20 protein-coding genes are annotated in these 19,491 nt (G+C 63.5%); 3 read left to right on the plus strand and 17 right to left on the minus strand.

Translation table 11 applies throughout. The features are described 5' to 3' along the window. Positions 1-169: 169 nt before the first annotated feature. Positions 170-1,504, plus strand: a complete 1,335-nt coding sequence (locus tag ACVOKO_RS04115) for an MFS transporter (protein ID WP_346497553.1) — start codon at positions 170-172, stop codon at positions 1,502-1,504. 163 nt (positions 1,505-1,667) lie between these two features. Here ACVOKO_RS04115 and ACVOKO_RS04120 read toward each other — a convergent pair whose 3' ends face one another. From ACVOKO_RS04120 to ACVOKO_RS04135, 4 genes are all read right to left on the minus strand, one after another. Beyond that, the gene (locus ACVOKO_RS04120; RefSeq protein ID WP_346497731.1) at positions 1,668-3,320 is read right to left on the minus strand and encodes a M28 family metallopeptidase; all 1,653 of its coding nucleotides are present in this window, start codon (positions 3,318-3,320) and stop codon (positions 1,668-1,670) included. A 226-nt stretch (positions 3,321-3,546) separates the two neighbouring features. After that, positions 3,547-4,479: an MBL fold metallo-hydrolase gene (locus tag ACVOKO_RS04125; protein WP_346497555.1), complete on the minus strand. Its 933-nt coding sequence runs from the start codon at positions 4,477-4,479 to the stop codon at positions 3,547-3,549. Between the two features lie 85 nt (positions 4,480-4,564). Next, a complete protein-coding gene (locus ACVOKO_RS04130; RefSeq protein ID WP_346497557.1) occupies positions 4,565-4,858 on the minus strand; it encodes a hypothetical protein in 294 nt (97 codons plus the stop codon). A gap of 22 nt (positions 4,859-4,880) precedes the next feature. After that, complete coding sequence (locus ACVOKO_RS04135; RefSeq protein ID WP_346497559.1) at positions 4,881-6,182, minus strand: tryptophan--tRNA ligase; 1,302 nt, start codon at positions 6,180-6,182, stop codon at positions 4,881-4,883. 123 nt (positions 6,183-6,305) lie between these two features. On the opposite strand from ACVOKO_RS04135, the gene ACVOKO_RS04140 reads away from it, so the two are divergent. Continuing rightward, complete coding sequence (locus tag ACVOKO_RS04140; RefSeq protein WP_346497561.1) at positions 6,306-7,133, plus strand: hypothetical protein; 828 nt, start codon at positions 6,306-6,308, stop codon at positions 7,131-7,133. Between the two features lie 242 nt (positions 7,134-7,375). On the opposite strand, the gene ACVOKO_RS04145 is transcribed toward ACVOKO_RS04140, so the two are convergent. From ACVOKO_RS04145 to ACVOKO_RS04190, 10 genes are all read right to left on the minus strand, one after another. Then, positions 7,376-7,597 carry a CsbD family protein gene (locus tag ACVOKO_RS04145; RefSeq protein ID WP_346497563.1) on the minus strand — a complete coding sequence of 74 codons (222 nt, stop codon included), beginning with the start codon at positions 7,595-7,597 and terminating at the stop codon, positions 7,376-7,378. Positions 7,598-7,804: 207 nt separating this feature from the next. Then, the gene (locus ACVOKO_RS04150) at positions 7,805-7,942 is read right to left on the minus strand and encodes an entericidin A/B family lipoprotein (RefSeq protein ID WP_062170399.1); all 138 of its coding nucleotides are present in this window, start codon (positions 7,940-7,942) and stop codon (positions 7,805-7,807) included. A 52-nt stretch (positions 7,943-7,994) separates the two neighbouring features. Beyond that, on the minus strand, positions 7,995-8,147 hold the full coding sequence (locus ACVOKO_RS04155) for an entericidin A/B family lipoprotein (RefSeq protein WP_346497566.1): 153 nt from the start codon (positions 8,145-8,147) through the stop codon (positions 7,995-7,997). Positions 8,148-8,288: 141 nt separating this feature from the next. Then, positions 8,289-9,209, minus strand: coding sequence for an arginase (gene rocF / locus ACVOKO_RS04160; RefSeq protein ID WP_346497568.1), 921 nt, complete (start codon positions 9,207-9,209; stop codon positions 8,289-8,291). 184 nt (positions 9,210-9,393) lie between these two features. Beyond that, positions 9,394-11,040, minus strand: a complete 1,647-nt coding sequence (locus ACVOKO_RS04165) for a mechanosensitive ion channel family protein (protein ID WP_346497570.1) — start codon at positions 11,038-11,040, stop codon at positions 9,394-9,396. Between the two features lie 97 nt (positions 11,041-11,137). Then, positions 11,138-11,644: an AmiS/UreI family transporter gene (locus ACVOKO_RS04170; protein WP_346497572.1), complete on the minus strand. Its 507-nt coding sequence runs from the start codon at positions 11,642-11,644 to the stop codon at positions 11,138-11,140. A gap of 2 nt (positions 11,645-11,646) precedes the next feature. Continuing rightward, the gene (locus ACVOKO_RS04175; protein WP_346497574.1) at positions 11,647-12,264 is read right to left on the minus strand and encodes an ANTAR domain-containing response regulator; all 618 of its coding nucleotides are present in this window, start codon (positions 12,262-12,264) and stop codon (positions 11,647-11,649) included. Then, positions 12,261-13,418: an aliphatic amidase expression-regulating protein AmiC gene (gene amiC, locus ACVOKO_RS04180; protein WP_346497576.1), complete on the minus strand. Its 1,158-nt coding sequence runs from the start codon at positions 13,416-13,418 to the stop codon at positions 12,261-12,263. Before amiC ends, ACVOKO_RS04175 begins: the two co-directional genes overlap by 4 nt. Positions 13,419-13,445: 27 nt before the next feature. Then, the gene (locus tag ACVOKO_RS04185) at positions 13,446-14,624 is read right to left on the minus strand and encodes an AAA family ATPase (RefSeq protein WP_346497578.1); all 1,179 of its coding nucleotides are present in this window, start codon (positions 14,622-14,624) and stop codon (positions 13,446-13,448) included. Between the two features lie 35 nt (positions 14,625-14,659). Further along, positions 14,660-15,700 (minus strand): aliphatic amidase, encoded by a 1,041-nt coding sequence (locus tag ACVOKO_RS04190; protein WP_346497580.1) that lies wholly within the window; start codon positions 15,698-15,700, stop codon positions 14,660-14,662. A 436-nt stretch (positions 15,701-16,136) separates the two neighbouring features. On the opposite strand from ACVOKO_RS04190, the gene ACVOKO_RS04195 reads away from it, so the two are divergent. Beyond that, on the plus strand, positions 16,137-17,345 hold the full coding sequence (locus ACVOKO_RS04195; RefSeq protein ID WP_346497582.1) for an NnrS family protein: 1,209 nt from the start codon (positions 16,137-16,139) through the stop codon (positions 17,343-17,345). A gap of 56 nt (positions 17,346-17,401) precedes the next feature. On the opposite strand, the gene ACVOKO_RS04200 is transcribed toward ACVOKO_RS04195, so the two are convergent. The 3 genes from ACVOKO_RS04200 to modA are packed head-to-tail and all read right to left on the minus strand — an operon-like array spanning position 17,402 to position 19,483. Then, positions 17,402-18,067, minus strand: coding sequence for a sulfate/molybdate ABC transporter ATP-binding protein (locus ACVOKO_RS04200; RefSeq protein WP_346497584.1), 666 nt, complete (start codon positions 18,065-18,067; stop codon positions 17,402-17,404). Beyond that, positions 18,057-18,740: a molybdate ABC transporter permease subunit gene (gene modB / locus ACVOKO_RS04205; protein WP_346497733.1), complete on the minus strand. Its 684-nt coding sequence runs from the start codon at positions 18,738-18,740 to the stop codon at positions 18,057-18,059. Before modB ends, ACVOKO_RS04200 begins: the two co-directional genes overlap by 11 nt. A 2-nt stretch (positions 18,741-18,742) precedes the next feature. Further along, positions 18,743-19,483 carry a molybdate ABC transporter substrate-binding protein gene (gene modA / locus ACVOKO_RS04210; RefSeq protein WP_346497586.1) on the minus strand — a complete coding sequence of 247 codons (741 nt, stop codon included), beginning with the start codon at positions 19,481-19,483 and terminating at the stop codon, positions 18,743-18,745. Positions 19,484-19,491 lie beyond the last annotated feature (8 nt).

Raw genomic sequence — 19,491 nt, forward strand, 5'->3', positions numbered from 1 at the left:
GATTCTAGGCCACCCCGGCACGGAGATCAGTCTGAAAAACGGCATGCTGTATTCGCTTGGCAAGACTGACTACGTCATGCAGACGCCGGCTGCGGTAGGGTGAAGCCATTCGCCTGGCCCTGCTGCGTGCATCGCCCGGCCTTGGCCACCCCGCGAGGACACCGCCTGCATGAACACCCCCACCGCCGCCGCACCGGCAGCCTCCGATCGCGCCGCGCTGCGCCGTTCCATCTCCAACACCTTGAAGGGCTCGGCCGGCAACCTGGTGGAGTGGTACGACGTCTATGTCTACTCGGTGTTCGCGGTTTACTTTGAATCACAGTTCTTTTCGGCCGCCGACAAGAACTCCACCATCTATGTGTGGGCGATCTTCGCTGCCACCTTCCTGATGCGCCCGATCGGTGCCTGGTACTTCGGCCGCTTCGCCGACCGCTACGGTCGCCGCCGCGCCTTGACCGTGTCGGTGACGGTGATGGCGGCCTGCTCGTTCCTGATCGCGATCACCCCGACCGCCTCGCAGATTGGTGGCGCAGCGGCCTTGATCCTGCTGATCGCGCGGCTGGCGCAGGGCTTTGCCACCGGCGGTGAGTACGGCACCAGCGCCACCTACATGTCCGAAGCGGCCATCCCAGGCCGCCGCGGCTTCCTGTCGTCCTTCCACTACGTGACCCTGGTCGGCGGCCATGTGCTGGCCCAGCTGACCCTGCTGGCAATGCTGCTGTTGTGGGAAAAACCCGAAATCTCGGCCTGGGGTTGGCGCATCGCCTTCGGCATCGGCGGCATTGCCGCCATCGTGGTGTTCTGGCTGCGCCGCAGCATGGACGAGTCACTCAACCAGGACCAGATCGAGGCCGCGAAGGAAGGCCGCGCCAAGGCCTCCGGCTCCATGTACGAATTGTTCGTGCACCAGTGGCGGCCGTTACTGCTGTGCTTCCTGATCACCGCCGGTGGCACGGTCGCGTTCTACACCTATTCGGTGAACGGACCGAAGATGATCCAGAGCGCGTTTGCGGGCGATGACGTGATGACCGGTACGCTGATCAACCTCGGCGTGCTGACCTTCCTGATGCTGCTGCAGCCGGTTGGCGGTTGGTTGTCGGATAGGGTCGGACGCAAGAGCCTGCTGGTGTTCTTCGGCGTCGGCGGCGTGCTCTACAGCTGGTACATGATCACCGCGCTGCCGCAGCAGCATGATGCGTTCAGGGCATTCATGGTGCTGGCTGTTGGCTTTGTGATCCTGACGGGCTATACCTCGATCAACGCGGTGGTGAAGGCCGAATTGTTTCCCACACACGTGCGTGCGCTGGGTGTTGGCTTTGGCTATGCGATGGCCAATTCGCTGTTCGGCGGCACGGCACCGTTGTTGTACCAGGGCGCACTGAAGACCGGCCACGTGGATGCGTTCGCCATGTATGTGACTGCGGTGATCGCGGTGTCGCTGGTGGTCTATGTGTTCTTTCTGAAGAACAAGGGGCCGAACTGGCTGGATGGGACGCGCCAGTAATAGCTTCGGCTTTGGTGCTGGCTTTGGCTTTATGCCCGTATGCCGTCATTCCCGCGCAGGCGGGAATGACGGCATAAATGCGGAATTCGGAAAGCGGAAAACAAAGCGCAAAGAGCTGAAAAGCAGAACGCCGGCAGCATCAGCCAGCCGGCCTTCACATCACTCAGCGCCGGGCAGCATCGCTGGCTTCGCGCGCAGCCCTGAACTCCGCGCCCTTCTGCCATGTCGGCCAATGCCGGCTATTGGCCAATTCCAAACCCATGTCATAGACCAACAAGGTGTCGGCAGCCAGGCCGCGCGCATCCCACTGCGGCGTCCACGCATCGCAGGCCTGGTGGTAGCACTTGGCGAAGTAGGCATCACGCAGCGCGCGACCGGCGGCAACACCACCCTCCAGCTTGTCCAGGCCGGCGCCGACGGTGATCGCCGGTACACCCTTGCGCGCAAACGCAAAGTGATCGGCGCGGTAGAAGAAACCCGCTTCCAGATTGGGGTCCGGCGACCAGCGTCGGCCACGTGCCTGCGCCACGCGCTGCACATCGTTCTCCAGCGAGACGCGGCCATTGCCCCAGGTGGCGATATCCACCGTCTCGCCATCCGGGCTGAACATCTCGATGTTCAATACCGCCGCGGTGGTTTCCAGCGGTGCCAGCGGATGCGCGGCGTAATAGCTGGCACCGAGCAGGCCCTTCTCTTCGGCCGTCAATGCAATGAAGTACAACGAGCGCTGCGGACGCGGGCCGGCGGCGAACACCCGGCCCAGCTCCAGCACCGAGGCCACGCCGGTGGCGTTGTCGATGGCGCCGTGGCGCACGGTCTGGCCGTTTGCGTCCGGCTGGCCGATACCGAAGGCGTCCCAGTGGGCGGAGAAGATCACCGATTCCTGCGGATGGCTGCTGCCTTCCAGCTTGGCCACCACGTTGCGGCTCACCACGCGCTCGCGGTCCACCCAGAAGCTGGTGGAAAGCCGCGCATCACCCAGCGCCACGGGCTGGAAATCGGCGCGCATCGCCTTGCGTTTTTCGGTCTCGAAATCCAGCCCGGCGGCACTGAAGATGCGCTCGGCCAAAGCCCGCTGCATCCAGCCGCGTACCGGCGTATGTGCGGCCAGCGCGTCTTCCTTGCTGCGTTCGATATCGAACAGCGGCGAAGTGCCGGATGCCTTCACCGTCGCCCACGGATACGCGGCCGGCGCGGTCTCGTGCACGATCAGCACGCCTTCGGCGCCGCGACGTGCGGCTTCCTCGAACTTGTAGGTCCAGCGGCCGTAGTAGGTAACGGCCTTGCCGTCGAACGCACCCGGTGCATCGGCCTCGAAGTCGGCATCGTTGATCAGCACGACGGCGATCTTGCCGCTCAGGTCCAGACCCTTGTAATCGTCCCAATGCCGTTCCGGCGCGGAAATGCCGTAGCCGATGAATACCAGCGGCGTGTCCTGCTGGTCGACCACACCCAACGGGCTCAGGCTCTGCAAGGTGATGTCTTCACCGTTGACCAGCGGTTGGGCCTTGCCATTCAGCGACAGACTGGCAGCGACCTCACCGTTCACCGTCGCGCGTACCAGCGGCACTTCCTGCACCCAACTGCCGTCCTTGCCGCCCGGCTGCAGGCCAGCCTTGCGGAATTCCTCGACCAGATAGTCGATGGTGCGCTGTTCGCCCTTGCTTGCCGGCGCCCGGCCCTCGAACTCGTCGGAGGCAAGAATGCGCACATGCCGCGACAACGCTTCCGGGTCGATGCCACCGCCAGGCAGGTCATTGGCCGCAGATGCGACGCCGCCGACAAACAGGCAGGAAGAAAGCAGCAGGATGCGCATCGGATTCAAGGCAACTACCAACGACAGAATGAATGGCAAATTCTAACCGGCATTGCCTTGTAGGAGCGGCGTAAGCCGCGAAGCCAGGAATCCGGCAGATTGCAGGCCAATCCGTAATTCCGGCAATGGCGGCTTCGCGGCGTACGCCGCGCCAACATTTACCTGCTGCTTTCCCGGGAAAGCCACAGCCGAGCAGGGCTCGGCACTACCGGAAACCTGCCGGCCTTCAGCGTTTTTCGCGGTCCAGCCAGCAGGCCAGGCCTTGAGCGTTGAGTTCGATATCCATGGCCAGCACACGCAGTACTTCCGAGGCGTCCAGCGGGCTGCCCTGCAGCCGCAATCGCGCTACATACAACGCGCCCAGTGCATCCACCAGCAGGCGGTGTCGCTGCGGCTCGCCCTTGCAACGCAATGCAATGGCCACCATCGCGTCGATCTGCTCATGCAGTTCCTTCGCCAACCGCGCCGTGCCTTCCACGCGACCGTAGTGAGTCAGATACATGGCCTCGGGCGCCTCGCGCATCAGCCGTTCGATCGAGGCATGCATCGCCTCCGGCTCGAACTGCACCGGCGAGGAGGTTGGGATGATGAAAGCGCCAGCGGCATGATCCAGCTCGCGGTAGGACAGGCCGAAGGTATCGCCGGTGAACCAGCTGCGGCTGGCCGCATCCCAGACGCAGAAATGGTGGCGTGCATGTCCCGGCGTATCCACGCAGACCAGCACGCGGCCGGCCAGCGAAACACGATGCCCGTCCTCGGCCACCACCACCCGTTCGGCGGGCACCGGCACGATCTCACCGTAACTGCGTGCCATCTCGTCCTGCCCATACACCGCGGTGGCACCGGCAATCAGCCGGGCCGGATCAATCATGTGCTGGGCGCCGCGCGGGTGCACCACCAGCCTGGCATTGGGCAGCTGCTGCATCAGTGCGCCGGTGCCGCCAGCGTGGTCCAGATGCACATGGGTGAGGATCAACCAGTCGATGTCGGCCGGTTGCAGGCCTGCCTGCGCGATGCAGGCCAGCAGATGAGGCTGCGAATGGGTGGTGCCACAATCAACGAACGCGCCGCGCCCGTCCTGCACGATCAGATAGGCCGCATCGAAGTGATCGCGCTGGAACGCGGTATCGATGGTGTGGATGCCATGGGCAAGGGACATGCAAGGACTCCGGCAGATACTGGCTTCGATCCTGCCAGCCCCCACCGCGCCACTCAACCCGGACTTTTGTCGCAGCCGCGTCGGCCTAGGGCTGCAGTACGCGTGGGCGCAGCAGCAGCGCCAGCACCATCACCGCCAGGAAGCCGCCATAGGCATACAGCACTGCCAGGATCTGCTTCCACAGCCCCTCGGCAACCTCGGCCGCACCCACCTGATAGCCCCACAACATGAAGCCAATGCTGGCCACCAAGGCCAGCACCAGCATGGCTGCATCGAATACCGTGCGCCTGCGGCTACGCGGCTGGCGTGGAAACCACCAGTACAGCGCCCCCATCACGCAGAACCAGGGGAGAAACAACAACAACGACAACCAGGCCATCGACGTGCTCCTCCCCAGGGGATCATTCCTTTGCCGCAGCCTCGCGCAGTTCGCGCAATGCCGCCAGCACCGGCTCTACTTCCGTTTCAACCTTGAACAACTCGCTCTGCAGCGCATCGCCCTGCTCGGCCTGCTTGAGCACGGCGATCAGCTGGCCGGCATCGCGCGGCGAATCAAAGCCTTCGCTCTGGATCAGCAGTTCGCCTTCGCCATCGAGCAGCTTGAAGTAGAAGCGGCCGTCCTTTTCGCGGTACTGCTTGAACAGCGGCAACGCCGCCTTGGCAGCGACTTCGGCCTTGGGCTTGTCGCCGGCAGCGGACAGGTCGCGCAGGCCGACGGCATGGCGCAGTTCCTTCAGCAACGGAATGGCGAACTGCTCGCGCAGCTGCTGGCCACGCTTGCGCAGGATGGCTTCGATCTTTTCGGGTTCTGCCATCAGTGCGTTGTAGCGCTCGCGCAGCGGCGACAGCTCGGCGTCGATACGCTCGAACAGCTGCTGCTTGGCATCGCCCCAGCTGATGCCCTCGGCGAAGGCCTTGGCAAAACCAGCGGTCTGCTCCGGGCTGGCGAAGGCCTGGTACATCTGAAACAGCGCCGAGCCTTCGGTGTCCTTGGGCTCGCCGGGCATGCGCGAATCGGTGAGGATCGAGAACACCAGCTTCTTCAGCTCTTCGCGCGGTACGAACAGCGGGATGGTGTTGCTGTAGCTCTTGCTCATCTTGCGGCCGTCCAGGCCGGCCAGGGTGGCCACCTGTTCGTCGATGATCACTTCCGGCAGGGCGAAGTATTCCTTGCCGTACACATGGTTGAAGCGCTGGGCGAAATCACGCGCCATTTCGATGTGCTGGATCTGGTCACGACCCACCGGCACCTTGTTGGCGTTGAAGATCAGGATGTCGGCGGCCATCAGCACCGGGTACATGAACAGGCCGGCGCTGACGCCTGCATCGTCGTCCAGCTGCTCCTCGCGGTTCTTGTCCACCGCGGCCTTGTAGGCGTGGGCGCGGTTGAGGATGCCCTTGCTGGCAACAACAGTGAGGAACCACATCAGCTCGGTGGTTTCCGGGATGTCGCTCTGCCGGTAGAACCACACCTTGTCCGGGTCCAGGCCGCAGGCCAGCCAGCTGGCCGCGATCTCCAGGGTCGAACGCTGGGTGCGCTCGGGCTCCTGCGCCTTGATCAGGCTGTGCAGGTCGGCCAGGAAGAAGAAGCTCTCGATATCCGAGGCGCGACTGGCGGCAATGGCCGGGCGGATCGCGCCGACGTAGTTGCCGAGGTGGGGAGTGCCGGAGGGGGTAATGCCGGTAAGGACGCGGGTAGTCATGTAAACCAAGCTGACGAGCGGATGAACCGGGCCAGTGTAACCGCCCGCAGCTGTCCCCGCCTTCAACCCCGTTGCCCGCGCCCGGCCGTTCAAGGCCACGTACCCCGCCCAGGAGCCAGCGCCATGTACCGTTTGATTGCCAGTGTGTTGTCGGTTGTCGCCCTTTGCGGGTTCAGCCCGGTCCGGCCGGCCGATGAGGGCCCGGTGCTGCTGTCGGTGATCGACCGCGACCGCGATACCGAGCTGGAAACCCATGCCCACCGTGGCCAGCAATGGGTGGCCGGCGAGCCGGGCCACCGTTACAGCGTGCGCATGGAAAACCGCAGCGGCCAGCGCGTACTGGTGGTGCTGTCGGTGGATGGAGTCAACGCGATCACCGGCCAGACCGCCTCGGCCAGCCAGTCCGGCTATGTGCTGGAGCCCTGGCAGAGCAGCGAGATCACCGGTTGGCGCAAATCCAACGCCGAAGTCGCGCAGTTCGTGTTCACCCGCTCCAGTGACAGCTACGCCAGCCGCACCGGCCGCCCGGCCAATGTGGGGGTGATCGGCATCGCGGTATTCAACGAGGCACGCCGGCCGGTTTACGACGTGCGTCCATTGCCGATGCCACGGCCGTCGCCGCGCCCGATGCCGCAGTACGAAGACCGCGCCGAGGCCAGCGCAAACGCCAGTGGGCGTGCGGCCGAAGCCGCTGCGCCCAGCGCGATGGCCAAGAGCGAATCGCGGCAGCGGCTGGGCACCGGCCATGGCGAGCGCGAGTGGTCCAGTTCGTCGTTGACCAACTTCGAACGTGCCAGCCGCACGCCGGTGCAGGTCAGCGAAATCCGTTACGACTCGCGCCAGCGCTTGGTTGCCATGGGTATCCTGCCGCGCGGTTACCCGCGGGTGGATAACTCGCCACAGGCGTTCCCGAGCGGCTTCGTGCCGGATCCGCCGGCACGTGGGCGCTGATTTCGCAGGTCGCTGAGCAGCAGCCGCCTGTCGGGATCTGGGTTTGTTTTTGTGGGAGCGGCATAAGCCGCGAAGCTGACATTGCCAAAGCACGTGCCAGATGTGCCATCTGATGATGCCCCTAGCTTCGCGGCTTACGCCGCTCCCACAGCAGCCCGCCCGGGGACACATCTGAAACAAACAAAGGGCCGCTTTCGCGGCCCTTTGTTATTGATCCTTCACCATTGCTCAAGCGATGTTGATCAACGGTAGTCCGGATACTCGTCGTGCAGGGTTTTCTGGAAATCGCGCACCTCGGTTTCAGCGCGGTCCTTGGCCCAGCCATAACGCTCCTGCAGGCGCCCGGCCAGATATTCGGCGTTGCCTTCGGCAACCTTCATGTCGTCATCGGTGATGTCACCCCACTTGGCCTGTACCTTGCCTTTGAGCTGGGTCCACTTGCCGGAAATAATGTCTTTGTTCATTACGCTGCTCCTTGTGGGATACGCGGTTGATTCGCGTGGGGCCATCTTGTGGGAGCAGGTGTTGGCACAGGGTCCACACCGCGTTGTGGGGCACTGATGTCCGTGAATGACGATTCAGGCTGACGATGCAGCAAGCGCAATAAAGCGCAGACAAGAAGAAGGCCGGCAATGCCGGCCTTCTTCATTCATCGGGTGGACGCGGCAGGGTCAATGGCCCTTGGCAGCGCCTTCAACCTTCTCACCAGCCTTCTGCACATCCTTACCAGCGCCGGCGACGGTATTGCAGCCAGACAGCACCGCGACCGAGAACAGCGACAACAACATCAGGGCGACCAAACGCTTCATGTGTTTCTCCTGTGGTGGTTTCATCGATGCGATCCATGGGACCGCGTGTTCATCAGCACTTGCCGTCGTTACAGTCCTTGGCCTTGTCTTCGACCTTCTCACCCGCCTTCTGCATGTCCTTGCCGGCGCCCGCGACGGTGTTGCAGCCACTGAGCATGCCAATCGAGAACGCGCCCACCAGGGCCAGCATCATCACTCGCTTCATCATCTTGTCTCCTCCCTTGAATTCGGCTGCCGTGGCCGATGACCGGCGGCAGACACTCCGCGTGTGAAGACGAATCTGGCGGCTGGCCCGTGTGCTCCGCGTGAAGTCGCGCAGCACTCGTTCAGTGATGTCGGTTGAACGTTAATCCCGCATCAGCGTGGATTTGCCGAACAGGCTCTCCACCAGGTCTACGGCCAACTCGGCGGTGCGGTTCTGATGATCCAGTAGCGGATTCAGCTCGACGATATCCAGCGAGCCCATCAAACCGGTGTCGGCAATCATCTCCATCACCAGCTGCGCTTCGCGGTAATTGACGCCACCCGGCACGGTGGTGCCGACGCCCGGTGCAATGCTGGGGTCGAGGAAATCCACGTCGAAACTGACATGCAGGTGGGTGTTGGCGTCGACTCCGTGCAGCGCCGCTTCAACCGTGCGCTTCATGCCGGCTTCGTCGATATGGCGCATGTCGTACACATCTACCCGGTGCTGCTTGATCAGCCGCTTCTCTTCCGGATCGACCGAGCGGATGCCGATCTGGTGGACCTGCCACGGCGCGATTGCCGGGGCGCTGCCACCCAGGTGGGTCAGGCCTTCAGGGCCCAGCCCGCACAGGCAGGCCACCGGCATACCGTGGATATTGCCCGACGGGGTGACATCGGAGGTGTTGAAATCGGAGTGCGCGTCCAGCCACAGCACCCGTAACTGTTTGCCCTGTTCGCGGCACCAGCGCGCCACGGCGGTGATCGAGCCCACGCCCAGGCAATGGTCGCCACCGAGCATGATCGGCAGGCGTCCTTCGCTCAGCTCGGCGTAAGTTGCCTCCATCAGCGCGTGGTTCCAGGCCACCACTTCATCCAGATGACGATAGCCCTGCACCGGGCCGGTCCACGGATTGCGCGGGCCATCGAGGTTGCCGACATCGCGCACGTCCACACCGCGGTCAGCCAAGGCTTCGGGCAGACCTGCAATGCGCAGCGCCTCCGGGCCAAGCCGTGCACCGCGCGCACCGGCACCAACATCAGTGGGCACGCCAATCAGCGACACCGGACGAAAACCAGTCATACCACCTCCGTTGCAAATGAAAGCAGTTTAGCGATCTGCCGCACAAAGGCCTTGCGGCAGCGCGTCAAACCAGCGCCCCGGCGCCGCGTTGCGACACCCGCGGCGGGCGTCACGGCAAGCTTACGCCCGGAACATGTCAGTCATCTGCGCCAGCCTGTTCAGCTGCGCAACGCCAGCCCGGCGATCATGGCGTGGGGCCTTTGGGGTCCCAATCGGCGGGAGGCACGATCTTCGGCAACTCCGGGTCGGCGATGTAGTTGGGCGACATGATCTGCACCCCGGCGGCGTTGAACGCGTCCTGGATGTTGGCATGCAGCTCACTGCGTATCTGCGCGCGCAGCGGCAACTGCACGATATGCACGCGCAGTACATAGGCCACATAGAAATCATTGAGCGCGGTCTGCAACACATGTGCGGCCGGCGTGCTCTGCACATGCGCGGTCTTGCCGGCGGCATCCAGCAACAGGCGATGCACCTGCCGCCACGGCGTGTCATAGCCGATGGTGACGCTGGTCTCCAGCCACATGCCTGCCGCTTGTGGGTCACGTGAGTAGTTCAGCAGCTTGCCGCTGAGCACATGCATGTTGGGGATGCTGGCTTCCACTCCGGTGATGGTGCGGATACGCGTGGTGAACAAGCCGATGTGGACAACCTGGCCTTCCACATCGGCGACGTTGACCAGATCGCCCACCGACATCGTCCGCGCGTAGAGCAAGGTAAAGCCCGCTGCGGCCTGGCCGACCACGCTGGATCCGCCCAGCGAGATCATCACCCCCAGCAGCACGCTCAGGCCCTTGAACGCATCACTGCTGGAGCCCGGCAGATACGGATAGGCCATCGCCAGCGCGAACAGCCAGATGCCGCCAACCGTCAACTTGCGGGTCGGCTCGGCCAGCTGCCGGTCAATGCCGAACAGCTTGAAGCGGCCGTTCTGCACGCCACGGAACAGCATGCCGACAATCTGGCTGCACAGCCGCGCCAACAGGAAAATGATCACCGCCGTGACCAGCCCGGGAATTGCAGCCACCGCCGCCAACAGCCACAGCTTGGCCTGGCCGGCGAGCCACAAGGTCATCGCCGTGGCCCAGGGCTGGGTGTAATCGAACTGACGGAAGATGTAGCGCAGCCACTCTTCGGCCAGCACCAACACCGCAACCAGCAGCACCGCCCGCGACAGCCAATCAGCCACCGCATTGGCGCCGGTGAGCATCTGCCGCAGCGGAGCGCTGCGCAATGTGCCGGCCTTTTCGCCCACCCAGGCCAGCATCGCCGCGCGCAGCCTGCGCGCGCCCCATGCAATCAACCAGATCAGCGCCACCGCCAGCAGGGTTGCGGCCAGGCTGTGCATCACCCCACGCAATACCCGTCCCGGTGCGCGCTCACGCTCGGCCGCTGCCACCGCGTCACCGAGCTGGCGCTGCACCTCATCGCGCACCTGCGCCATGCTCTGGCCATGCGCGCTGTCCACGTCCTGCGGGGTGATCATGGTGACCACTTCACCGCCCAGCAGCAGGATGGTGCCGTCGAGCGTGTCCTTGAAACTGATCCCAGGCAGGCCGGGCTCATCGACAATCCGCTTGATGTTGAACTCGGCAACCTCGGCCCGTTGCAACGGCGAGCGGCCCATGAAAGCAGCGCGGAAGCTGAGGATGTCGCGGTTGTAATAGCGCACCATGGCCGGGACCGGCCCTTCAACCTGGGCCGCTTCATTCGCGGCTACCGCCGTGGTGGGAAAGGCCAGCCCGGCCAGCGCCGCAAGCGTGACTACCAGCGCTAGCAAGGCGAACCGGCGTCCCACCGACCAGACTTCGACGCGGCTTCGGAACATCATTGCGCTTCCCCGCAGGTGACTGCCCGGTGCAGTGTTGCCGCAAAGGCATGGCGAATGGAAGCCCGCGAATGGGCCCACCGCCGTCAGCGGCCCATCCTCAGAGCTTGATCACCTGGCCCAGTATCAACAAACCCGGCAACCAGCCAGTAAATACCCCGCACAACACGGTGAACCCGGCCACTGGCTTCTGGATGTTCCGAGCCAAGCCCAGCAGCAGAAAATAGCTGAACCATAGAGCCGTCCATGCGCTCCAGTTGAGCGCATTCCATAGCCCGAACGCGCCATCCAGCGCAGTAAACGCTCGCACCGCTTCGGTAGCGGCAGTAATGCTGACGAACAGACAGAACCAGCCCAGCCCCCTGCCGTCGTTGCCCATCAACTGGTTGGCCGCCACCCACAGATAGGTAAAGGCGAACAGCAAGGTGAAGGCGCCGCTTTTTACATCGGCGAGGACGAAGATCGTATACAAGGCCACCAGCAAGCTCAGGCCACCTACCAGGCTATTGATGACCGCCACCTCCTTGCCACTGATACGGTCCATCAGCCACACGCCGTTTACAAACAGAACCGCACCCACGTAGAGCAATATCAGCCCAAGCATCATGATCAACTCCCGCTGCCTTCAGGACGGTTCTCCGCCGGTCTTTTTGCTTTCACCACGTCTTGCGCAATCTTCTGGATCGACTCACGCTGCTTCATTGCTTCCTGCGACAACCATGCGTGGGCCTGACTTTCCTCCCAGCCATGGCGGCTCATCAGCATCACCTTGGCGCGGTTGATATCCGCTTGGCCGGCGAGTTTTTCCTGCAGCTGGGTATTCTTCTGTTTCAGCTTCAGCAGTTCGCCACTGACTCGGCGTGCGGAAACCAGCGATGGCAGCACGCGATGCGCATCCAATGGCAGGATGATCACGCCGTGGCACTCCAGTTCGATGATCTGCGAGAGCACCGCCGGGCTCTCGTACTCAACCAGGGCCAATACCGTGGTACTAGGTTGACCGCTGGCAATCAGCGCACTGATGTCTTCATGGTGCCTGTTCTGGAAGATGCCGGTGAAGATGACATCCACAGCCACATCGAAGCGCTTGGGCGGTGGCCAACAGTTACGCACCGAGCAGCCGATGCGGATCAGCTGCAACACCAGCGTGTCGCTCACTTCAGACGGCGGAATGAGCACCATCACCTGCAGCTCGCGCAAGCTCGCCAGGATGGTGGAGGCACTCATGCCGGCACACTCCCACCCATGCTGGTCGACCAGTCGTCCAGGTTGTGAACCACAACATAGGGGTCCGGGCGGATCGGCTCCGGCGATTGCCACTTGACCTGGAAGATGCCGCTGCTGTCTATCTCGGCAATGCGCGCGGCAAGGTGACTGTGATTGTTCTGCGGCTCCACCCATACCTCGCCCTGGGGCGCCGAAATCCGCAACCCATACAGCTGCGGCTGTACGTCTTCCACACGCCAGCTGCGCGCTTTCTGCATGGCACGGCCAAGCATCAACGTCTGGGTGTAGGCCGCCTCGGCCCATGCGGTAATACTTACACCCGGCGGAAACGATGCCTGGCAAGCGCTCACGAACTTTCGGTTCTCCGCCGTATCGATGCTGGAGAAATAGGGCGCTACCACCACGTGCCCTTCAGCCACTTCCGCACCCATTCTGGCCACTTCGGCCTCGCTGGTGGTCAGGCTGGCGATGGGTGGCCGGGGTGCATCCCCGTAGCGTCGCGCCATGGCCCGGTACAGTGCCGCGGTGCCGATACCAACGACCGTCGAGAAAACGACGTCGGCCCTGGCCCTGGCAATGCGCTCAACTGCATGGGCAAGGTCCTCGTCGGAGGGATACAGGGGAATGTAGATCTCCTCCAGCACCTTGCCACCATGCTGCCGATAGAGATGGCGCATGACATGATTGCTTTCGCGCGGATAGATGTAGTCCGAGCCTATGAACACCACCCGCTCGCCGTAATGGCGGATCAGGTACGCCGCCAACGGCGCGCTGTTCTGGTTGGGCGCCGGGCCGCCGTAGATGATGTTTGGCGAGTACTCAAAACCTTCGTACGGCGTTGGAAAGCACAGCAGCGCGTCCATGCGCTCCACCACCGGCATCACCGCTTTGCGCGTATGCGACATGTAGCAGCCCACCAACATCTGCAGCCCGTGGTTGCGGATGAGGTCCTCGGCATATAGCCGGTAGCGGTCTGGATCTCCGCCCGGATCACGCGAAAGCACCTGGATGGCACGCCCTTCGACGCCGCCTTCGCGATTGAGCTGATCGACCGCCAGCAGCGCGCCATGCCGTTGGGAGCGCTCGATATCGGCCGTCACGCCGGTCTCGGAGAACAGAAGCCCCAAGCTTGGCTGGTCGCGGTTTGTTGCCATGCTGCCCTGCTCCCGGTTTGGCGTCGCTCAGCGGCGCAGAAAGTGGACCTCGCCGTGCTCGAGCACGGCGAGGTAGACGATGTTCGCAGTTGCCGCTGCCCCGGCATGGTGATCAATAAGATAACCGGCCAGCGGCACCTCCAGATGCTGGCGCATGCTGCGCCGAAGCGCACGCGCGCCGAACTGCCTGTCGAAGCCATTGGCGATGACCCTGGCCAGCACCGGCGGCGTCACTTCCAACGTGCAGCCATGCTTCTGCAGACGTCGATTGAGCCGTTTGACTTCAAGCGCAGCCAGCTGCTCGGCAACACCCTGCTCTATCCAATTGAAGGTGATGACCTTGTCGATCCGGTTGATGAACTCAGGTGCGAATGCCTTAAGCAACCGGGCGCGCACCAGACCGTCCACGGCGCGTTGACGCGATGCCGCCGTCGCTCCGCGGATGAGACCCCGCCAACCTGTGCGGCGTTGGTCGTAGCGCTGGATTTCGTGCGCGGCAAGATTGCTGGTCATGAAGATCAAGGTGTTGCGGAAACTGTAGGTACGCTCGCCGGACGCCACCGTCAACATCCCGTTGTCGAGCACGTTCAGCAGCGTCTGCACTACCTGCGGGCTGGCCTTTTCCAGTTCGTCGAACAGCATGATTCCGGGGCGACCAACGCTGCCCTCCAGCTTTTCCTGGTCCAGCAGTGTGGTGCCTTCCTTGGCGCCGACGTAGCCAGGAGGCGCACCTGTCAGCGCGGCGGCGTAATGCTCCTGCGACAAGGTATTCATATCTACCCTGCAGAACGCATCGGCATCGCCGTGCAATGCACGTGCCAGCGCCCGCACGATTTCGGTCTTGCCCACACCGGTTGGCCCCAGAAACAACGCAGTGAACAGGGGGCGGCGTGGATCGGTGATATCCGCACGCACCACTTTGAGCATGTCCTCGACCGACTGCAGTGCTGCGTCCTGGCCCAATATCTCGCTGCGCAGGCTGGCCATGATGACGCCGATATCGAAGCGATACCGGCTCTCCAGCGAACTGTTTACGCACAGATGCGCTTGGACAAGTCCGTCCGGCGCCCTGTTCTCAACGGAAAGCACCCCGTCCAGCGCGCGTTTGCGCTGTGTCTGCTCCAGCATGTCGGTTAGAAACGGCATTGCGGTCACTCCTTGTGCGATTGCAGGACGAAGCACAACTGCGCTGTTGTCGGTCGCCATCCCGCAACAGCGCATCACGCGTGTTCTCGCTGGCTTCAGGCCTCTTTTTCCTTGGCTTCGTACGGCAAGCGCCCAACCGGGCATTGCGCCACGCCCACCGTGGACCGGGTCATCTTCTCGACGTTCTCCCTGGCTTGCTCCGCATCGTTGACCCAGGTCTTGTAGAACTCGAACGGGCACTCGGCCAAGCCCTTGTCGCCCTCACCGGAATTCCGCAACCCGGTGTAACCACGGTGCAGCAGCTTGAACAGATGGTTCTGGGATTGGTCATTGGCACGCGCATCGCGGATCTGCGATACCGACAACTGCGCGTACTGGATGCCCATTTCCTCCTCACCGCACTCGCCCAGCGTACGGCCATCGAAGCCGATGATCGCGGAGTGCCCGAAGTAGGAATACACCCCGTCGAAACCTGCCGCGTTGGCCACGGCAACGTAGCTGTTGTTCGCCCAGGCCATGGCCTTGGCCATCAGCACCTGCTGCTCTTTTGCTGGATACATATAGCCCTGGCAGCGCACGATCAGCTCGGCACCCTTCATCGCACAATCACGCCAGATCTCGGGGTAGTTGCCGTCGTCGCAGATGATCATGCTGATCTTCATGCCCTTCGGGCCGTCACTGACATACGTCTGGCCGCCCGGATACCAGCCTTCGATCGGGCACCACGGGATGATCTTGCGGTATTTCTGCACGATCTCGCCCTTGTTGTTGATCAGCACAAGGGTGTTGTACGGCGCCTTGTTCGGGTGCTCCTCATGACGCTCACCGGTAAGCGAGAACACGCCCCAGGTGTTGGCCTTGCGACAGGCGCTGGCAAGCAGCTCTGTCTCCACTCCCGGTGCGGACACCGCGGTTTCCATCATTTCCGCAGGGTCGTACATGATTCCCTGCAGGCTGTATTCCGGAAAGATCACCAGGTCCATGCCAGGCAGGCCCTGTTTCATGCCAACAACGATGTCGGCAATCTTCTGGGCATTGGCCAACACTTCTGCACGCGTGTGCAGCCGCGGCATCTTGTAGTTGACTACCGCCACGCCAACTGTGTCATCACTGCTGGAAATATCACCATGACGCATGATTTGCCTCTCCCGATAGATTTTTTTTGGACAAAAAAAGGCCCTCCCGGAGAATTCCGGGAGAGCCCATTTGCTCTTGTTACTCGATCTGGTTGGCACATCCGCATCGACGTTGATGCAGTTGTGCCTGGTTCGGCAAAGATATAACCGGAAAAAAAACACTGTCAAGTGCACTACGACGTAAGGATTCCACATGGCAGATCCTGCACATGACGCTGAATTGGGATAAGCCCGCGTTACACGGATAAAACACTGGATGCACGCAGCAGCCAGGCCCGTCTACAGAGCACGGTGGACGAGGATGGCCAGAACGACGGCGTTGCGCTGCAACACCGCATTTTATTTTTCCGGCAATCGCCGCCCAAGGTTCCGCGCCCTGTCACCGACGTTGACATTGATCAGCACAGCCGGCTTCCAGTGGGCGGATACTCTCGCCGTGAACACCACTCCCACACGCCTGCCCATCCTCAACGCGCCGCACCGGCTGCTGTTCTTCATCGGCGTGGCCAATCTCGGGCTGGCGATGGGCTGGTGGGCGCTGTGGCTGGGTGGGTTGCAACTGGGCAAACCCCTGCCCGCGCCCGCCTTGCCGGCGGCCTGGCTGCACGGGTTATGGATGCAGTACCTGGTGCTGCCGAGTTTCATTTTCGGTTTCCTGTTGACTGTTTTCCCACGCTGGATGGGATTGCCGGCGCTGCCGCGCTGGCAGTACGCCGGTGTTGGTGGCGGACTGTTCGGGGCGCAGCTAGCGCTGCTGGCAGCCAGCGTCGGTTGGTCAGCTGGGCTGCGGCTTGGGCTGTTGCTGGCCATCCTTGGCTGGGGCTTCGGTGTGTGGGTTCTGGGCCGCTTGCTGCTGCAGGAGCGCGGGCGCACCTGGCACGCCCTGTCGTGCTGGTCTGGCTTGCTGGTGGGTTGGCTTGGCCTGCTGGCTTTTGCCGCCGCTGCTGTTGGTGGCGATATCCGCTGGCACGCCCTCAGCGTTTCGATCGGCAGCTTTGGCTTGCTGCTGCCGGTCTACGCCAGCGTTGCCCACCGCATGTTCCCCTTCTTCGCTGGCAACGTGGTGCCGGGCTATCAGGCGTGGCGGCCACCGCAATGGCTGGCGATCCTGTGGGGGCTGTGCCTGCTGCATCTGGCCGGTGAAAACCTGCAGCAGCCCCTGGCAACGCTGCTGGCCGATACCGGTTTGCTGCTGCTGTCACTGTACACGCTGTGGCGCTGGTGGCCGCGTGGCCCCAAGCCGGCCTTGCTGGCGGTGCTGTTCTACGGGCTGGCGTGGTGGCCGCTGGCGATGCTGCTGTACCTGCTGCAGGACATCGCCGCGCTTGCCGGGCAGCCTGGCTGGCTGGAACGCGCACCGCTGCACGCCTTGGCGATTGGTCTGTTCGGGAGCCTGCTGGTGGCGATGGTCACACGCGTCACCCAAGGCCATTCGGGCCGTGCGCTGGTGATGCCGCTGGTGGCCTGGATCGCCCTGCTCGGCCTGCAGCTGGTAGCAGTACTGCGCATCCTCGCGCCGCTGCTGGACGATCCCTGGCGCTGGCACGCCGTGGCAGCTGCCGGTTGGTTGCTGGTGCTCGCGCCATGGCTGCTGCGGCTGGCGTGGATCTACTGCCGCCCGCGCGCGGATGGAAAGCCGGACTGAGCAAGCCCGTCAGCACATACCGCATGCGCTGCGTGATGCAGAAGACGCGGCGCTGCTCAGACCTGCACGCGGCCGTCGGCCAGATGCACCACCTGCTGGCCGAACATGTCCACGTCTTCCGGGTCATGACTGATCAGCAGCAGCGGGATGCCGGTCTGGTCCAACACGGTTTCCAGTTCCTGGCGCAGATGCGCGCGCAACGCGTGGTCGAGCGCCGCGAACGGCTCATCCAGCAGCAAGGCCTGCGGTTGGGTCACCAATGCCCGCGCCAAGGCGGTGCGCTGACGCTGGCCGCCGGATATCTGCGCCGGCAGGAGATCACCGATGTGATCGATGCGGAACGCCTGCAGCCATTGTTCCACCGCATCGATGCGGCGACCGCGTGGCGGATTCAACAGACCTCGCTGCAGGCCGAAGCCTACGTTCTGCCGCACCGTGAGGTGTGGGAACAAGGCGTAGTCCTGGAACACATAACCGATGCGACGGCGCTGCGGCGAAAGGTTGATGCCTGCGCCCGCGTCAAACAAGGGCTGGCCGTGCATCCGGATCACCCCGGTATCCGGCCGCAGCAGTCCGGCCACCGCCTTGAGGGTAAGACTCTTGCCGGCGCCGGACGGGCCGAACAACACCACGTTCGGCTGCGTGCAACGCAGTGCCGGCTGCAGCTGGAACTGCTGGCCAGCCGCCTGCAACTGGCGTTGGATGTCCAGCTCAAGCCACATGCCGCGCCCCTTCCTGTCGCCGCCCTACCAACCGCGCGGCGAGCAGCAGCACGCTGATGCAGACCAGCGAGGACAGCAGTACCAGGGCATTGGCGCGGCCATCGTTGCCGGCCTGCACCGCTTCGTAGATGGCGATGGACAAGGTCTGGGTGCGCCCGGGAATGCTGCCGGCGACCATGATGGTGGCGCCGAACTCACCCATCGCACGCGCGAACGCCAACAGCAGGCCGGCCAGAATGCCGCGCCATGCCAGCGGCAAGGTCACCCGGAAAAACAGCGCCCACTCGGACACCCCCAAGGTGCGCGCCGCCTGTTCCAGCTGCCCATCCACATCCTCGAACGCGGCCCGCGCCGGCTTGAACACCAAGGGGAACGAGGCCACCGCCGCCGCAATCACCGCCGCCTGCCAGGTAAACACCAGGTTGATGCCGAAGCTGCTCTCCAACCAGCGCCCGAGCGGGCCATTGCTGCCGATCAACACCAGCAGGTAATAGCCGAGCACGGTGGGCGGCAACACCATCGGCAGGGTGAACACTGTGTCCAGCAGTTCACGGCCGGGAAAGCGTCGGCGCGCCAGCAAGGCACCCAGGCCAACGCCGAGCACGAGGTTGATCGCGGTCGCCCAGCCGGCCACCTTCAGCGACAACCACAACGCGCTCCAGTCCAGATCCACCATCAGGGGCTGCCGAAACCGTGCCTGTGCAGAATGGCCTGGCCCGGCGCCGAGCGCACGAAGGCGATGAAGCGCTTGGCCTCAGCGGCATTGCGGCTGGTCTTCACCATCGCCAGCGGATAACTGATACCGCCGGCAACCGGCACCTGGAAGGCGCGCTGCACGCGATCACTCATTGCCTGCACATCGGTGGCATAGACGAAACCAGCGTCCACTTCGCCACGTGCCACGTAGTCCAGCGACTGGCGCACGTTCTGGGTGCTGATCAGCTTGGCCTGCAGCGCCGGCCACAGACCAGCCTGCTGCAGCACGCCGCGTGCATAGCGGCCTACCGGCACGCTGTCCGGGTTGCCGATGGCGACACGCTTCACGTCCGCAGCCGCCAACGCTGCCAAGTTGGCCGGCTTGCGTGCTGCGTTCGGCGGCACCACTACCCACAGGCTGTTCTGTGCGAACACATGCTGGGTGGAAGGATCGATAAGTCCCCCGGTCTGCGCCTGCGTCATCGTCGCCTGGTCGGCGGAGGCCAGCACATCGACGGGCGCGCCACGGGCGATCTGCTGCAGCAAGGTACCGGAGGCGGCGAAGTTCAAATCAACCTTCGTGCCCGGGTTGGCCTTCTCATACGCAGCGGAAATTTCACGAAAGCTCTCGGTCAGGCTGGAGGCGGCCGAGACCGTCAGCTCAGCCGCGCTGGCCGGTAGTGCGGCGGCCAGCAACAACAACGCCCACAGCTTGTTCATGCATGCAT

The organism is Stenotrophomonas sp. STEN240, assembly GCF_056756175.1.

Excerpts from the sequence above, each read along its gene's own strand:
- ACVOKO_RS04115 (WP_346497553.1), top strand. The coding sequence starts at position 170 with ATGAACACCCCCACCGCCGCCGCACCGGCAGCCTCCGATCGCGCCGCG.
- ACVOKO_RS04120 (WP_346497731.1), bottom strand. The coding sequence starts at position 3,320 with ATGCGCATCCTGCTGCTTTCTTCCTGCCTGTTTGTCGGCGGCGTCGCA.
- ACVOKO_RS04125 (WP_346497555.1), bottom strand. The coding sequence starts at position 4,479 with ATGTCCCTTGCCCATGGCATCCACACCATCGATACCGCGTTCCAGCGC.
- ACVOKO_RS04130 (WP_346497557.1), bottom strand. The coding sequence starts at position 4,858 with ATGGCCTGGTTGTCGTTGTTGTTGTTTCTCCCCTGGTTCTGCGTGATG.
- ACVOKO_RS04135 (WP_346497559.1), bottom strand. The coding sequence starts at position 6,182 with ATGACTACCCGCGTCCTTACCGGCATTACCCCCTCCGGCACTCCCCAC.
- ACVOKO_RS04140 (WP_346497561.1), top strand. The coding sequence starts at position 6,306 with ATGTACCGTTTGATTGCCAGTGTGTTGTCGGTTGTCGCCCTTTGCGGG.
- ACVOKO_RS04145 (WP_346497563.1), bottom strand. The coding sequence starts at position 7,597 with ATGAACAAAGACATTATTTCCGGCAAGTGGACCCAGCTCAAAGGCAAG.
- ACVOKO_RS04150 (WP_062170399.1), bottom strand. The coding sequence starts at position 7,942 with ATGAAGCGTTTGGTCGCCCTGATGTTGTTGTCGCTGTTCTCGGTCGCG.
- ACVOKO_RS04155 (WP_346497566.1), bottom strand. The coding sequence starts at position 8,147 with ATGAAGCGAGTGATGATGCTGGCCCTGGTGGGCGCGTTCTCGATTGGC.
- rocF (WP_346497568.1), bottom strand. The coding sequence starts at position 9,209 with ATGACTGGTTTTCGTCCGGTGTCGCTGATTGGCGTGCCCACTGATGTT.
- ACVOKO_RS04165 (WP_346497570.1), bottom strand. The coding sequence starts at position 11,040 with ATGATGTTCCGAAGCCGCGTCGAAGTCTGGTCGGTGGGACGCCGGTTC.
- ACVOKO_RS04170 (WP_346497572.1), bottom strand. The coding sequence starts at position 11,644 with ATGATGCTTGGGCTGATATTGCTCTACGTGGGTGCGGTTCTGTTTGTA.
- ACVOKO_RS04175 (WP_346497574.1), bottom strand. The coding sequence starts at position 12,264 with ATGAGTGCCTCCACCATCCTGGCGAGCTTGCGCGAGCTGCAGGTGATG.
- amiC (WP_346497576.1), bottom strand. The coding sequence starts at position 13,418 with ATGGCAACAAACCGCGACCAGCCAAGCTTGGGGCTTCTGTTCTCCGAG.
- ACVOKO_RS04185 (WP_346497578.1), bottom strand. The coding sequence starts at position 14,624 with ATGGCGACCGACAACAGCGCAGTTGTGCTTCGTCCTGCAATCGCACAA.
- ACVOKO_RS04190 (WP_346497580.1), bottom strand. The coding sequence starts at position 15,700 with ATGCGTCATGGTGATATTTCCAGCAGTGATGACACAGTTGGCGTGGCG.
- ACVOKO_RS04200 (WP_346497584.1), bottom strand. The coding sequence starts at position 18,067 with ATGTGGCTTGAGCTGGACATCCAACGCCAGTTGCAGGCGGCTGGCCAG.
- modA (WP_346497586.1), bottom strand. The coding sequence starts at position 19,483 with ATGAACAAGCTGTGGGCGTTGTTGTTGCTGGCCGCCGCACTACCGGCC.